General features: G+C 65.9%; 13 protein-coding genes. 3 read left to right on the top strand and 10 right to left on the bottom strand.

The genetic code is table 11. From position 1 onward, the window contains the following. The first annotated feature begins 111 nt into the window (after positions 1–111). A complete protein-coding gene (locus AC1POX_RS03010) occupies positions 112–3252 on the top strand; it encodes an efflux RND transporter permease subunit (protein WP_277573237.1) in 3141 nt (1046 codons plus the stop codon). 191 nt (positions 3253–3443) lie between these two features. Here AC1POX_RS03010 and hglS read toward each other — a convergent pair whose 3' ends face one another. From hglS to AC1POX_RS02960, 10 genes are all read right to left on the bottom strand, one after another. After that, positions 3444–4811: a 2-oxoadipate dioxygenase/decarboxylase HglS gene (gene hglS, locus AC1POX_RS03005; protein WP_011348817.1), complete on the bottom strand. Its 1368-nt coding sequence runs from the start codon at positions 4809–4811 to the stop codon at positions 3444–3446. 163 nt (positions 4812–4974) lie between these two features. Beyond that, on the bottom strand, positions 4975–5592 hold the full coding sequence (locus tag AC1POX_RS03000; protein ID WP_046935182.1) for a hypothetical protein: 618 nt from the start codon (positions 5590–5592) through the stop codon (positions 4975–4977). A gap of 295 nt (positions 5593–5887) precedes the next feature. Beyond that, positions 5888–6460 (bottom strand): hypothetical protein, encoded by a 573-nt coding sequence (locus tag AC1POX_RS02995; protein ID WP_338334346.1) that lies wholly within the window; start codon positions 6458–6460, stop codon positions 5888–5890. A 137-nt stretch (positions 6461–6597) separates the two neighbouring features. After that, positions 6598–7350: an HAD family hydrolase gene (locus tag AC1POX_RS02990; protein WP_071117254.1), complete on the bottom strand. Its 753-nt coding sequence runs from the start codon at positions 7348–7350 to the stop codon at positions 6598–6600. 37 nt (positions 7351–7387) lie between these two features. After that, positions 7388–7789 (bottom strand): EF-hand domain-containing protein, encoded by a 402-nt coding sequence (locus AC1POX_RS02985; protein WP_029820509.1) that lies wholly within the window; start codon positions 7787–7789, stop codon positions 7388–7390. Between the two features lie 231 nt (positions 7790–8020). After that, entirely contained in the window at positions 8021–8374 is a 354-nt protein-coding gene (locus AC1POX_RS02980) for an EF-hand domain-containing protein (protein ID WP_372356725.1), read from the bottom strand. A gap of 226 nt (positions 8375–8600) precedes the next feature. Further along, complete coding sequence (locus AC1POX_RS02975) at positions 8601–8978, bottom strand: hypothetical protein (RefSeq protein WP_218505894.1); 378 nt, start codon at positions 8976–8978, stop codon at positions 8601–8603. A gap of 225 nt (positions 8979–9203) precedes the next feature. Next, entirely contained in the window at positions 9204–9401 is a 198-nt protein-coding gene (locus tag AC1POX_RS02970; RefSeq protein WP_008577403.1) for a CPXCG motif-containing cysteine-rich protein, read from the bottom strand. A gap of 285 nt (positions 9402–9686) precedes the next feature. After that, on the bottom strand, positions 9687–10433 hold the full coding sequence (locus AC1POX_RS02965) for a M15 family metallopeptidase (RefSeq protein ID WP_031425132.1): 747 nt from the start codon (positions 10431–10433) through the stop codon (positions 9687–9689). 91 nt (positions 10434–10524) lie between these two features. After that, complete coding sequence (locus tag AC1POX_RS02960; protein ID WP_011348821.1) at positions 10525–11331, bottom strand: N-acetylmuramoyl-L-alanine amidase; 807 nt, start codon at positions 11329–11331, stop codon at positions 10525–10527. Positions 11332–11703: 372 nt separating this feature from the next. Between AC1POX_RS02960 and AC1POX_RS02955 the strand changes: the two genes are divergently transcribed. After that, entirely contained in the window at positions 11704–13116 is a 1413-nt protein-coding gene (locus tag AC1POX_RS02955; RefSeq protein ID WP_338334347.1) for a C40 family peptidase, read from the top strand. Continuing rightward, positions 13113–14210: a dipeptide epimerase gene (locus tag AC1POX_RS02950; protein WP_057680841.1), complete on the top strand. Its 1098-nt coding sequence runs from the start codon at positions 13113–13115 to the stop codon at positions 14208–14210. Before AC1POX_RS02955 ends, AC1POX_RS02950 begins: the two co-directional genes overlap by 4 nt. Positions 14211–14463 lie beyond the last annotated feature (253 nt).

The raw sequence follows: 14463 nt of genomic DNA, 5'->3' as shown, positions 1-14463 counted from the left end.
TCGCTCTGCCTGCCCACCGCATCGCCTGCGCACACGCACGCGTGGAGGCCGCGCTGGCTGTTGCCTTTACCGATTCCCGAATCCCGAATCCCGATTCCCGGCAGTCACCCGATGAACATCTCCGCGCCCTTCATCAAGCGCCCGATCGGCACCTCGCTGCTGGCGATCGGTTTGTTCGTGATCGGATTGATGTGCTATCTGCGGCTGGGCGTGGCGGCGCTGCCGAACATCCAGATTCCGATCATCTTCGTGCACGCCACCCAATCCGGTGCCGACGCCAGCACCATGGCCTCCACCGTCACCGCGCCGCTGGAACGTCACCTGGGCCAATTGCCCGGGATCGACCGCATGCGCTCGTCCAGTTCGGAGAGCAGCAGCCTGGTTGTGCTGGTGTTCCAGAGCAGCCGCAACATCGATTCGGCCGCGCAGGACATCCAGACCGCCATCAACGCATCGCAATCGGACCTGCCTTCCGGGCTCGGGACGCCGATGTACTCCAAGGCCAACCCGAACGACGACCCGGTGATCGCCATCGCGTTGACCTCGGAGACGCAATCGGCCGATGAGCTCTACAACGTGGCCGATTCGCTGCTGGCGCAGCGGCTGCGCCAGATCACCGGCATCAGCTCGGTGGACATCGCCGGTGCGTCCACCCCGGCAGTCCGCGTGGACGTGGACCTGCGCGCACTCAATGCGCTGGGCCTGACACCGGACGATCTGCGCAATGCGGTGCGCGCGGCCAATGTGACCTCGCCGACCGGATTCCTGTCCGACGGCAACACCACCATGGCCATCATCTCCAACGATTCGGTGTCCAAGGCCGCCGATTTTGCGCAGCTGGCCATCTCCACCCAGTCCAACGGACGCATCGTGCGGCTGGGCGATGTGGCCACCGTTTACGACGGCCAGCAGGACGCCTATCAAGCCGCCTGGTTCGACGGCAAACCGGCGGTGGTGATGTACGCCTTCACCCGCGCCGGCGCCAACATCGTCGAAACCGTCGACCAGGTGAAGGCGCAGATTCCCGAACTGCGCAGCTATCTGCAGCCCGGCACCACGCTCACGCCCTATTTCGACCGCACGCCCACCATTCGCGCCTCGCTGCACGAGGTGCAGGCCACGCTGATGATCAGCCTGGCGATGGTGATCCTGACCATGGCGCTGTTCCTGCGCCGGCTGGCGCCCACCCTAATCGCCGCAGTCACCGTGCCGCTGTCGCTGGCCGGCTCGGCGCTGGTGATGTACGTGCTCGGCTTCACCTTGAATAACCTCAGCCTGCTGGCGTTGGTCATTGCGATTGGCTTTGTCGTCGACGATGCGATCGTGGTGATCGAAAACGTCATGCGGCATCTGGACGAAGGCATGTCGCGCCTGGACGCGGCGTTGGCCGGTGCGCGCGAGATCGGGTTCACCATCGTGTCGATCACCGCCTCGCTGGTGGCGGTGTTCATCCCGATGCTGTTCGCCAGCGGCATGATCGGTGCGTTCTTCCGCGAGTTCACCGTGACGTTGGTGGCGGCGATCGTGGTGTCGATGCTGGTGTCGCTGACCTTGACGCCGGCGCTGTGCAGCCGTTTCCTGTCGCCGCACACCGAGCCTGAAAAACCCGGCCGTTTCGGCGCCTGGCTGGACCGCATGCACGAACGCATGCTGCGCGTGTACACGGTGGCGCTGGATTTCTCGCTGCGCCATGCACTCCTGCTGTCGTTGACGCCGTTGTTGCTGATTGCCGCCACCCTCTTCCTGGGCAGTGCGGTCAAGAAGGGCTCGTTTCCCGCGCAAGACACCGGCCTGATCTGGGGCCGCGCCAATTCCAGCGCCACGGTGTCCTTCGCCGATATGGTCAGCCGCCAGCGCCGCATCACCGACATGCTGATGGCAGACCCGGCGGTGAAAACCGTCGGCGCACGCCTGGGCTCCGGCCGTCAGGGCTCCAGCGCATCGTTCAATATCGAGCTCAAAAAGCGCGATGAAGGCCGTCGCGACACCACCGCCGAAGTGGTCGCGCGCCTGAGCGCCAAGGCCGACCGTTACCCGGACCTGGACCTGCGCCTGCGTGCGATCCAGGACCTGCCCAGCGACGGCGGCGGTGGCACCAGCCAGGGCGCGCAATACCGCGTGTCGCTGCAGGGCAACGACCTGGCGCAGCTGCAGGAATGGCTTCCCAAACTGCAGGCCGCGCTGAAAAAGAACCCGCACCTGCGCGATGTCGGTACCGACGTGGATACCGCCGGCCTGCGCCAGAATATCGTGATCGACCGTGCCAAGGCGGCGCGCCTGGGCATCTCGGTGGGCGCCATCGATGGTGCGCTGTATGGCGCGTTCGGCCAGCGCTCCATTTCCACCATCTATTCCGACCTCAATCAGTACAGCGTGGTGGTCAATGCATTGCCGTCGCAGACGGCCACCCCCAAGGCGCTGGATCAGATCTTCGTGCCCAACCGTGCCGGCCAGATGGTGCCGATCACCGCGGTCGCCACCCAGGTACCGGGCCTGGCGCCGCCGCAGATCATCCACGAAAACCAGTACACCACGATGGATCTGAGCTACAACCTGGCGCCGGGCGTCAGCACGGGCGAGGCGGATCTGATCATCAAATCCACCGTGGAGGGCCTGCGCATGCCCGACGGCATCCGCCTCAGTGGCGACGACAGCTTCAACGTGCAGCTCAGTCCCAATTCGATGGGCATCCTGCTGCTGGCCGCGGTCCTCACGGTCTACATCGTGCTGGGCATGCTCTACGAGAGCCTGATCCATCCGGTGACCATCCTGTCCACCTTGCCGGCCGCCGGCGTGGGCGCGCTGCTGGCGTTGTTCATCACCAACACCGAATTGTCGGTCATCTCGATGATTGCGCTGGTGCTGCTGATCGGCATCGTCAAGAAGAACGCCATCATGATGATCGACTTCGCGCTGGTGGCGCAGCGCGTGCACGGCATGGATGCGCGCGCAGCCGCACGCGAGGCCTCGATCGTGCGCTTCCGCCCGATCATGATGACCACGATGGTGGCGATCCTGGCCGCCGTGCCGCTGGCGGTGGGCCTGGGTGAAGGCTCGGAGCTGCGTCGTCCGCTGGGCATCGCGATGATCGGCGGGCTGGTGTTCTCGCAGAGCCTGACCCTGCTCAGCACCCCGGCGCTGTACGTGATCTTCTCGTGCCTGAGCGAGCGCTGGAAGGCGCGTCGCGCCCGTGCGCGCGCACGCCGTGCAGAACGCGCGGCAGCGCGTCGCCCGGCCACCCCGGCGCATTGAGGTTTCGCCTCGACTGACCCACCCGGCCCGGCAGCGAAGCCTCGGTGCGAAGCAACCGGAAACACGCAGGCGCTCGTCTGCGTGTGGACCCATGCCGTGGGGCGAGGACACCTGCGCAAAGCAAGCACGGACGCATGCGCTGAGCCCGGCTTGATACCGCCGACGCATGCGGCATGCGGCATGCCGCGATGCTACGCAAGCAACCCCTGCAAGGACTCCCGCTCCAGCTGCGCATACAGCGCGAATTCGTCGTGCACCTGCGCACCGAGCGCCTGCTCGAAACTGCGCTTGCTCGAATGGGCGGCATAGGCGCGTTGCTCGGCACCACCGAGGTTGGATTGGAAGATGCCGGCCGCGCTGACCGGCAAAAAATCTTCGTAAATGATCGGGTCGGCACTGACCAGGCCGAGCGCGATCGCGGTTTCTGCCGGCATGGCGGCCACCTGCGCGGGGTCGGCGCGGCCGGCATCGGTGAGCGCATAGCGGAAATAGCCCAGCCCTTCCTGCCGCAGCAACGCCTCGTCGTCGGGGAAGGCCACGAAGGCGGTCTGCAGCCGGGTGGCGTAATCGGTTCCGGTGCTGCCGGCGCCATCGGCATCGCGCGCCTGCGCCAGCAGCGCGTCGTACAGCGCGCGACCCTTTGGCGTGAGGGCAAGGCCGCGCTGCTCGATCTCGCCGAAGCGTGCGGTATGCGTGCCGTGTTCCGCTTGCCCGCCATCGCCGACAAAACGCACCGGCTCTTCCAGCGCCTTGAAACTGGTCTGCCGCAACAGGATCGGTACGCGCCGACGCGGCGGCCCCTCGATCACCGCCTTGGCATCGATACCGGCGCGCTGCATCTGTTCCTGCGCGGCATCGATATCCAGCGTGCGTGGCGTGAGGTGATTGATGTGCGGGCCGTGGAAGCTCACCACATCGGCAATCAACTTATGCGCCTGGCTCAGCGCGCGATAGGTCGGCAACGACACCGTGGCATCGCCATGCCAGCGGAAGGTTTCCAGCGCTTGGGCCACGAACTGCCGTGCCTGATCGGCATCCAGCCCGCCCTGCTGTTCGTAGCGCTCGATCAACTGCAAGGCACCAGCGGTAAAGATCTGGCGCTGCTGCAGGATCTGCTCGGCCTGTGCGCGCAGGGCGGCGTCTTCGATCAGTTCCAGCCGCAGCAGCGAGGTGAACACGCGAAACGGATTTGCCGACAGCGCCGCCTCGTCGATCGGGCGGAATGCGGTGGAATGCACCGGCACGCCGGCCACCGACAGGTCGTAATAGCCCACTGGCTGCATGCCCATCACTGCGAACAACCGACGCAAGGTCGCCAGTTCGGCCGCCGTGCCGACGCGGATGGCGCCGTGCCGTTCCAGATCCAGCCGCGCGCGCTCGTCGTTGCGCTGCAGCCGCTGCGCCAGCGCCGGATTGGCTTGCAGCGTCTGCGCGTTGACCTGCGCCACCAGCGACATCAGGTCGCCATACAACGGCACCTCGGTGCGATACATGTCCGACATCGCCTGGGCGAACCAGCTGCGGATCTGATCGGGAGAGACAAAGGCGGTATCGCGCATGGGCTGGTCTTGGGCAGGTGCCGGCCAAACGCCAGCGGTAGCGCATTCTCGCCGACCGCGGCCTGGGTCGACCAGCGGCACGGCAGCATCGCAGGCGACGTGTTGTTGCGCAGACAGCCGCGCCATGCCGGCAAGTGCATGGCGCGACGACGCAGCGGCCGCGTCAGAGCCCGGCCTGCACCGCCGCTTCGGCCGCTTCGCTCGCCTGGCGCGCCGCTTCCAGGCGCTGCGCATGATCGCCGAGCTGGCGCCGCAGCAACGCGTCCAGGGTGATCGGACGTTCCCAGCGGTCGTAGCTGGCCACGATGGCATGCCGCAGTGCGCGCATGTGCAGGTTGTCCGGTGCCACCGACAGCCGCGTGACCACACCCTCCCAGCCATCGCGATGGTCGCGGCTGTAAGCGCGTACCGTGTCCCGGCACGACAGCTGCACGGTCTGCGCCCAGAAGCACGCGAAATAGATGTCTCCGGCATGCCAGCCGTGCACTTGCAGCAGCGCCTGCACATACGCGCGCGGCGTGCCGGTGTAGCGCGCCACCTCGTCGATGAAGCTGGCCGGATAGCGCTGCGCATAACTGCCCATATCGGCCAGGTGCTGATCCACCCAGGCGTCGCCGGTGCCTGGCGTCACCGCTGGCGCCGCTTCTTCCGTTGCAGCTGCGGTCGCCGATGCCGGCGAGGCCTGCGCTGCGCCCAGCGCCGGCCACAGCGAGGCCACCAGCAATGGCACGGAGCGCAACACGGATGAGCAAGAGACAGGCATGCAGCGATGATGCCGCATGCGTGCGGTGCTGTCAGGCGGGCGCCGGGTCAAGCGCCGCTGCTGGGCGCCAGGCACACCCGCGTATCAACAGACCACGCCTGGCGAGAAAGCGCAGCGCAGTGCCCCAGGTGCGCTATCGGCCATAGATCAGCGCGTAGGCCGCAGCGGCCCCGTGCGCACTGATTTCAACCAGCCATTGCAGTGGTCGTCAGCCGCGGCGCGCAGTCCAAGGTCCGGCGAAAGATCGGCCACGGCGATCTGCGCGGCAATGACACGGTACGTCCAATGGATGGCGTGGGCCGCGCCCTGACTCCTAGCGCAGCTCGTAAAACCCGAACTGGTGAACCTCGCGGCAACCGCTCAGATCGCAGGAGCCGATGTAGCCGGGGCCGATGTAACGCTGGCGTGCGTCGCGATTGTGCGGACTGCTGTACGGATCCGGACCATACAGACCATTGCCATAATACATCTGGCCGTAGGGGCGGTTGCGCGAGGCACCAAGGCGAAGTGGGCCACCACCGGCCCGATATCCGCCATCGCCCACATCCCGGTCGTCGTACCCGGCGCCGACAAACCCGTCGCTGCGATCGCGCTCGCTCGCTCGAGCCTGCGACCTGGCGACACTCTCGCCGTGCGCATCCACATAGCCCTGCTCGCGATCGAAGCGCACCTTACGGAAATACACCAGCTCACCGCCCACACGGCGCGTTTGCAGGCGTACGTAATCGCCGCCGTCGTCGTAGTAAGGCTGCCCGTCGCGAAAGGTGACTTCGCTCGGGTTGATGATTTCCTCTTCCAGCTCAGCGGCAGCCAGCGGTGCGGCGCTCGCTAGCAGCCCGAGCAACAAAGCCAAACCGGCGCGCTGGGCAACGGACACCATGGTCATCGGCACTCCCTCCAAGCTCCGGCCGCGCACGCATGCACAGCCGTAAACATCCTGTCGTTGGGCGCGTGAGGCGCCCGCGCGTTGACGCATCAACTTACCAAACCAGCATAGCCGCAACAACGGCGCCCCACCCCAGCTTAGCCCTGCCGCCGCGCCAACGCATCCAGCGCCTGCACCGCTGCCGGCCAGCCGGCGGCGTCGGGCACTTCGCGCATGCGCGGTTCGTCGGCCGCGACCCCGTGCTCTTGTTCGTGCGCCCAGGTCACCGCGTACGGGGTGTAGATGCCCCAACCACCGATGGCCAGTACCGGTTCCACATCCGAACGCAGCGAATTGCCGATCATTGCAAACTGCTGCGCCGGCAAACCGAATTCGCCGAGCACGCGCGCATAAGTCCGGGGATCCTTTTCGGACACCACTTCCACCCGCGGGAACAGATCGGCCAGGCCAGATTGCTCGATCTTCTGCTCCTGGTGAAACAGGTCGCCCTTGGTGATCAGCACCACTTGGTACTCGGCGGCAATCGCACTGACTGCCTCGCGCACCCCGGCAATCACTTCCACCGGATGCTGCAGCGTGGCGCGGCCGATCTCGACGATGCGCTGGATATCGTGCGCGGCAATGCGCGCCTGGGTCAGTTCGATCGCGGTTTCGATCATCGACAGCGTCATGCCCTTGGCGCCATACCCGAAGACCTTGAGGTTGCGCCGCTCCACCGCCAGCAAATGCTGCTGCATGCGGCTGTCGCCCAGATCCAGGTACCCGGCCAGGACCGCTTCGAAATCCGCTTCGGCAGTGCGGTAATAGTCCTCGCTTTTCCAGAGGGTATCGTCGCCGTCGAAGCCGACCAGTTGGATCGCCTGGCCGTCGCGCTGTGCAAGTGAGCTCATCGGGCAAGTTTAGCAGCGCACCGGTATGGCGCCGTGCTCAATCGCCTGCAGCATCGCCCGGGCCAGGCTGATAGCTGGCGAATTCCTCGCGCGACAGACGCCCGTCGCCATTGCTGTCGAAGCTGGCGAAGTTTTCGCGCAACACCGGGTCGGCGCTTGCTTCGGCCAGCGTCAGCGATCCGTCGGCGTCTGTATCCAGGCTACGGAAACTGCGCGGTGCCAGGCTGCCGGCGGCGGCAGCGGACGCCTCGGCACCGCTCGTGGACTTGGCGGGCCCGGGTGCCGTCGGCAGCAGGGGCGTGGTGGCCGGAGCCGGCGGATCGATCGGCAACGGCGACATCGCCGGTGTGGTGCTGCCAGCGGTTGCCGGCACCGACGTCGTCGGGGTGGCGGGCGGCAACACCGGCGGTGCGGCGAGCGCAAGCACGGGATTCGCCAACCCGAGCAGAAGGGTAAGACGTAAGTGCGACATGATCGATGAGCGCTCGACACGGAACGGCTCACCCTAACGCGGCAGACGTCAACAAAACGGGAGCGACCCTGGCAGATCGCTCCCGCGTGTCCATCCTGTTGCTGGTGCAGGTCAAGCTGGTCGCTGAGCGCCGACGGGACTCTGTGCCGGCGCATTGCTTGCCTTACTTCCTCAAACCAGCGCTATGTTGAACGTGGCTTAGTTGCCCTGCGAACCGGTGGCACCGCCACCCTGCTGCTTGGCGACGAAGGCCTTGTACTCATCCGGGGTCAGCTTGCCATCGGTGTTGCCGTCGGCCTGATCGAAGATCTGCGCGAGGCCGGCGTTGACCTGCGCTTCCTGCTTGCTGATGGCGCCATCGCTGTCGGTGTCCACGCTGGCCCACGTCCGGCCGCCACCGGAGCTTGCACCGCTCGATTGTGCGGAGGTGGCCGAACTGCCGGACTGCGCCGCTGCGTCCTGAGAAGTGCTTTGCGCCATCGCCGGCAGCGCCAGGGCGGCAGCAAGAGCGGCCGTAGCGGCGAGCAGCGAGGTGCGGTTGCGATTCTTCATTGGGGTGGTCTCCTTATGCTTGGGAATGCGCGGTGTCGCCGCACATGGCACCACCCTACCCATCGCAAATGAACGCCCAACCCGGCGCAATTTCGCGCGAAACAGGCTTTTAACCACCGCCTGAATATTTGCGGCTAAGCGCCTGTTAGGCGTAAGTGAGTCAAACCGAAGCGCCTCATTCAATGCATGGAATTTTGCGACCTGCCCCGCACTTTATGCCGCACGCTCAGGCACTTGGCGGGTCGTTTTCCCAGCTCCCGGAACTGAACAGTTTCCAACCCAGCACCACGCCAGCGAGCGCGCCGGCCACTTCCAGCACCACGCGCGAGCCCAATTCGTTAGGGTCGTGGATCCTGGCCAGCGCCAGGCGCGCATACAACGGCGATTCCAGCCGTACGATGCTGGTGTAGACGAGATGCCAGATGTCGTATCCGGCACCGATGGCCACGGCCAGCAGGCACGCAATGCCCAGCGTGTGGCCATGGTTGAACTGCAACCGTCGCCCGCCCCGCTCCACTGCCGCAAAGACCACCACGCCCAGGATGAACGCAATCAGCCCGGCCTCCAGTGAACCGAGCAGGCCGAAATGCAAGGGCAGATTCATTGTGACGATCCAGGCAGCAGGCGCACCAGTCTAGCGGCTGCAGCGCCCGGATCCGCGCGCCTTGCAACGCGGGTGCCCTGAACGAACCGGAGGCTGCCAGGCCCATGGCGCGGCCGTGACGACCTGCAGATGACAGGCGATTGCCGGCATCCGGACGCCGCCGGGCGCGCTACTGTCGCGCATCGCAACCACAGGCGGGCCAGATGCGGCCGCCCGCACAATGGCTCAGGCGTCGTCCTGACCACGCGCAGTCACCTGCGCTTCGCCTTCTTCGTCCCAGCGCACGCTTACCGCAATCGGCTTGCAGCAGACCTGGCAATCTTCGATGTAATGCTGATCGCCGCCCGTCAGGTCCAGCGCCAGCGTGATCCACTCCCCGCAATACGGGCAGGCGATATCGACAAAGCGTTCCGGGTCGGACATGACGGTTCCTTGGATCTATCGAAGCCAGTGACCGGACGTGGCGGGCGACCCCGGCCGATGCTGCTGGCGGACATCGGAGTGTACGACTGGCGCTGCGCTGGTGCTTGCGCCGTGCCGGTGAGGCGACCGATGCCAGCACGATCTGCATGAGGCGAGCACGCGCCCGACCATGCAAGTGCGGCCGACGTCGACACGATGCCTGCCTCCACGGGTCTCGCGAGCGGCCAACCGATCGCGAGCACGACCAGATCGATCAGCGACCAAGAGCGTGTTGCCTGGTCGCTGTCAGTCCACCGGAACATCGTAGGCCGTCTCGGGCGTGGGTTCGGGACGCAACGTGAAATGCCACCATTCCATCGGATAGTTGGAAAATCCTTCGGCCGCCATCGCCTGCAACAGGCGCTGGCGGTGCGCGCGTTGCGCTGCGCTGATGTCGGGCGCGTGGGTGTGCGCCCGCGCATCGAAGAAGTCGAATCCTGTGCCCATGTCCACTGCACGGCACCCGCCCGGCCGGCACTCCAGCAAGCCCAGGTCCAGCGTCGCGCCACGGCTGTGCCCGGAGGTGGGCGCAATGTAATCGCCCAGCAGTGCGCGCTTGTCCACCCGCGGGTAGTACTGCGCCTTGGTCGATTGATCCTGCAGATCCGCAGCCCAGGTGACGAATGCCTTCACCGACCGCACCGGCCGATAGCAATCGAACACCTGTAGCCGATAGCCCTCGGCCTTGAGCGTCTGCGCTACTCGCGCCAATGCGTCGGCAGCCGGCCGCAACAGGTAACACCGCGGCGCGTCATAGCCCGGTACCATCCGCCCAGTGAAGTTGTTGCTGCTCGCATACCGCATGTCCAATGCGATATCCGGCGCGAGGGCGTGCACGTCCACAAGGCCGGCCTCTGCCGCGGTCCTTGCCGAGGACATATGCACCTGGCCGGCGACCAGCGCAAATGGCGCCACGGCGCTCATCAGCAAAGCGCCTTGAACAAAGCACTGACGCCAGCAGCGCCCATTCCGGAACAGCAGGTTGTCGGTCATTTCGGTTCCCTTGCAAGAGGCCGCATTTGCGCGGTAGATCAAGCCGCGCGTCTTTCGCCACCGGCTACAGCGTGGCGCGATCCCTGTGGGCCTAGTGGTCGTCGCCTTCAGTTGGCTCAAGCGCCGGTCGCGGGCTGGAAGGTCTCGCGTGGTGGGTCAACGCAGACAAGATGCGCAGGTCTTCGGCATCCAGGGTGGTGGCGCTGTTGCCGCGATAGTGGTGGTGAAACGCCTGCAGGGTGGCGGCCGGATCGTCGATGCTGTAGCCGATCAGGGCAAGCGCCTGCCACGGGTCGAAACCTTCCGGGGCTGCGGGCGCGTCGGCAGCGGGCCAGCGGCCGAAACCGGCGTCGGCCAGGCGCTTCCAGGGGAACAACGGTCCGGGGTCGTTCTTGCGCGTCGGGGCCACGTCTTCATGGCCGACGATCTGCGTACGCGGGATACGCAGGCGCTGACACAGATCGTCCAGCAACACCAGCAGGCTGTCGATCTGCGCCGGCGCGAATGGCTCGCTACCGTCGTTGTCCAGTTCGATGCCGATCGAGGCCGAATTGATGTCGGTGATGGTGCCCCAGCGCCCGGCCCCGCCGTGCCAGGCGCGCTGCCCATCGCTGACCAATTGGTAGCGCTGGCCGTCTTCGCCGATCAGGTAGTGCGCACTGACGCGCCCGCCACTGTTGCGGCCGCGCAGGGTACTCAGGCTTTGCCGGACTGACTGCTGGTCGGTGAAATGCAACACGATCAGGATCGGTCGCCGCGTGTCGTAGTTGGGCGATGGCACCCACTGCGCCAGCGGATTGCGCTGCGGTGCGTGGGCACAGGCGCCCAGCGACAGAGCGGCCAGGCAAACAGCTGCACGCAGCCAGGCCGATGACGAGAGAGAAAAGCTGGGCAGCACGGATTACTCCTGGGAAGGCCGGACGACCTGCGCAGCACCATTATCGGCCGAGTCGTGCTTGCGCGGCCGTCTGCCGATGGGACCGTCGGCAGCGCGGTGCCTTACGCGCTGCCATCGGTGAGTCGCAGGTGGTGTCTCCCAGCTTGGCAAGCATCGCCGTTGCGGAGACGGCAGTAGCGGCCACTCGCGTATCTACGGCTGCGGCAAGGAGGGTCATGGGCTTCCCGCACGCTCTGCACCAACGCGCCCCCAAACGTCCCCTGCCGGCAAGAGTCGCCACGCAGTTAGGACATGTGGATACGCTCTGCGCCGCATGCCACTATCGGCCTTGCCTCGCAGCGCGCCAGCGGCTGCCTTCCTCCCGAGCCCTGCATGCCATTGTCGCGCCACCTGCTGATGTTGCTGCTGATCGCGCTTGCCCGTTCCAGCGGCGCCGCACCAGCGCCTGCTGCCACGCCGGCCGCGCAAGCACCGCCCTTTGTCGTCAGCGATGCACAGCTCACCGCAGAGTATTGGATCCGGCGCAGCCGCAACGCGCAGATGCCGCGGATCGACCCCGCGCAGATTGCCGACGTCAATACACGCCTGCTGCGCGACGATGCATCGATGCATGACATCGCGCAACTTCCCCAGACGCTGCCCGCAGCCGATGTGAGAGCGCGTATCGACGCGTTATCGGCAATACCGACGCGTCCGCTCTACGACGCAGACGGGCGGCGTCTGGATACCGCACGCTTGGCGACATTGCGCACGGCCTTGGCATTGGATGCGATACCCGCACAGGTGCCACTGCGCTTTGCGCTGGTCGTCACACGTGGCGCATTGCGCACCTTCCCCACTGCGCAGCGTGTGTTCACCAGTACCGACGACCGCGATATCGACCGCTTCCAGGAATCGGCGCTATACCCCGGCACGCCGGTGGCGGTCCTGCACAGCAGTGCCGATGGCGCGTGGAAGTTCGTGATCGCCGCCAACTACGCTGCCTGGATCGCAAGCACGCAGCTTGCCGAAGGCAGCCGCACCGAGGTGCTGAATTACGCACAGCGCAGCCCGCGCCTGATCGTCACCGCAGCCCGCGCGCAGACCGTCTACACACCCGAACGTCCGGCAATTTCTGCACTGACCCTGGACATGGGCACCAGCCTGCCCTTGCTCGGCGACTGGCCGCCGCAGCAGCCAGTCAACGGACAGTTGCCGCTAGCGGCCCACGTGGTGCAATTGCCGGTGCGCAGTGCCGATGGGCGTCTGCAGCTGGTGCCCGCATTGATGCCGCGCGGTGCCGATGTGCGCATCGGCGCATTGCCCGCCACCGACGCCGCACTGCTCCGGCAGGCCTTCAAATTCCTTGGCGAACGCTATGGCTGGGGCAACGACTACGATGCGCGCGATTGCAGCGGCTTCGTGCTGGATGTCTATCGCAGCCTCGGTCTCGCGCTGCCTCGCAATACCGGCGACCAGGCGCGCAGCGCGGTGTTGCACGGTGTTGCGTTCGACGCTGGCGCGCCGTTGGCGCACCGCCTGCAACGGCTCGCACAGCTGCAGGTTGGCGATCTGATCTACATTCCAGGCCATGTGATGCTGGTCATCGGGCATGCAGATGGCACGCCATGGGTGATCCATGATGTGGCCGGGGCCAGTTACCGCGTCGTCGATGGCAGCGTGCAGCGCGCGCGTTTGAATGGTGTGTCGGTCACCCCGTTGCTGCCGTTGCTTGCCAGCGATGGCACTGCATTCATCGACCACATCACCCGCATTCAACGCGTTTTTCCAACGGCCACCTTATGAAGATCACCGGCTTTCGGCTTGGCATGCTGCGCGTGCCCTTGAAAACACCATTCAAGACCGCCGTGCGCACGGTGCAGGCAATCGAGGACGTGGTGGTGCTGTTGCAGACCGACAGCGGCCATATCGGGTATGGCGCCGCGCCCGCCACCGCGCCCATTACCGGCGACACCCATGGCAGCATCATTGCCGCGATCGAACACTGCATCGGCCCCAAGCTGATCGACCAGGACGTGGCCGATCTCAACCGGCTATGCGGGCGCGTTCAACACGCGATCGAACGCAATACCAGCGCCAAGGCCGCCGTGGAAATCGCACTGTACGACCTGTGGGCGCAGGCGTTTGGTGCGCCGCTGTACCAGTTGCTCGGTGGCGGCACGCCGCGTATCACCACCGACATCACCATCAGTGCCGATGCGATCGACACCATGGTGGCGCAGGCGCAGGCCGCGCTCGCACGCGGCTATCGCGCACTGAAGATCAAGGTCGGCAAGGACATCGAGTCGGATGTCGAACGCGTCACGGCAATTCATGCGGCAGTGGCCGGGCGCGCATCGCTGCGGCTGGATGCCAATCAAGGTTGGACGCCCAAACAAGCGGTGCGCACCATGCGCACGCTGGAAGATGGCGGCATCGCGCTGGAGCTGCTGGAGCAGCCGGTCAAGGCCGCCGACCTCGACGGGCTCGCCTTCGTCACAGCACGCATCGACACGCCGGTGATGGCCGACGAGAGCGTCTTCTCGCCCACGCAGGTGATCGAGCTGATTCAGCGTCGCGCCGCCGACATCATCAACATCAAACTGATGAAGACCGGCGGGCTGTCCAATGCCATCCGCATCGCCGACATCGCCGGGGTGTACGGGCTGCCATGCATGATCGGCTGCATGATCGAATCCAGCATCAGTGTGGCCGCCGCGGTGCACCTGGCGGTGGCCAAGGCCGACAGCATCACCCTGGCCGATCTGGATGCACCTGCGCTCGGGCAGTTCGACCCCACCGAGGGCGGCGCGCATTTCGACGAGGCGCAGATCCACATCGACGATTCGCCGGGACTGGGCATCCGCCGCATTCGTGGGCTGGAGCTGTTGCCGGCGTGAAAGCGGCCGACGCGGTGCAGCGCACGGCTCCCAAGTGGAGCAGACCGCGCTGAAACGTTGGTATGACCAGCGTCACTTGCCGATTCCGGGCAACGGACGCGCCTGCCTGCTGCGCGGCAGGCATATGCACCACCGGGCGGCGTTGCTGAGTACAGTAACGACAAGGCGGCGTCGATCACGCGACACCAGCGTGGCCCCCGTCTTCAGCAACGTGTGTCGCCCCTAGATTCATCCCGCTCGACCCAACACCCGG

Source organism: Xanthomonas sp. NCPPB 3442 (assembly GCF_056725145.1).
Note: the sequence above shows the minus strand (reverse complement) of the source record. Positions and strands in the feature narration are given on the sequence as shown.

Excerpts from the sequence above, each read along its gene's own strand:
- AC1POX_RS03010 (WP_277573237.1), top strand. The coding sequence starts at position 112 with ATGAACATCTCCGCGCCCTTCATCAAGCGCCCGATCGGCACCTCGCTG.
- hglS (WP_011348817.1), bottom strand. The coding sequence starts at position 4,811 with ATGCGCGATACCGCCTTTGTCTCTCCCGATCAGATCCGCAGCTGGTTC.
- AC1POX_RS03000 (WP_046935182.1), bottom strand. The coding sequence starts at position 5,592 with ATGCGGCATCATCGCTGCATGCCTGTCTCTTGCTCATCCGTGTTGCGC.
- AC1POX_RS02995 (WP_338334346.1), bottom strand. The coding sequence starts at position 6,460 with ATGACCATGGTGTCCGTTGCCCAGCGCGCCGGTTTGGCTTTGTTGCTC.
- AC1POX_RS02990 (WP_071117254.1), bottom strand. The coding sequence starts at position 7,350 with ATGAGCTCACTTGCACAGCGCGACGGCCAGGCGATCCAACTGGTCGGC.
- AC1POX_RS02980 (WP_372356725.1), bottom strand. The coding sequence starts at position 8,374 with ATGAAGAATCGCAACCGCACCTCGCTGCTCGCCGCTACGGCCGCTCTT.
- AC1POX_RS02975 (WP_218505894.1), bottom strand. The coding sequence starts at position 8,978 with ATGAATCTGCCCTTGCATTTCGGCCTGCTCGGTTCACTGGAGGCCGGG.
- AC1POX_RS02970 (WP_008577403.1), bottom strand. The coding sequence starts at position 9,401 with ATGTCCGACCCGGAACGCTTTGTCGATATCGCCTGCCCGTATTGCGGG.
- AC1POX_RS02965 (WP_031425132.1), bottom strand. The coding sequence starts at position 10,433 with ATGACCGACAACCTGCTGTTCCGGAATGGGCGCTGCTGGCGTCAGTGC.
- AC1POX_RS02955 (WP_338334347.1), top strand. The coding sequence starts at position 11,704 with ATGCCATTGTCGCGCCACCTGCTGATGTTGCTGCTGATCGCGCTTGCC.
- AC1POX_RS02950 (WP_057680841.1), top strand. The coding sequence starts at position 13,113 with ATGAAGATCACCGGCTTTCGGCTTGGCATGCTGCGCGTGCCCTTGAAA.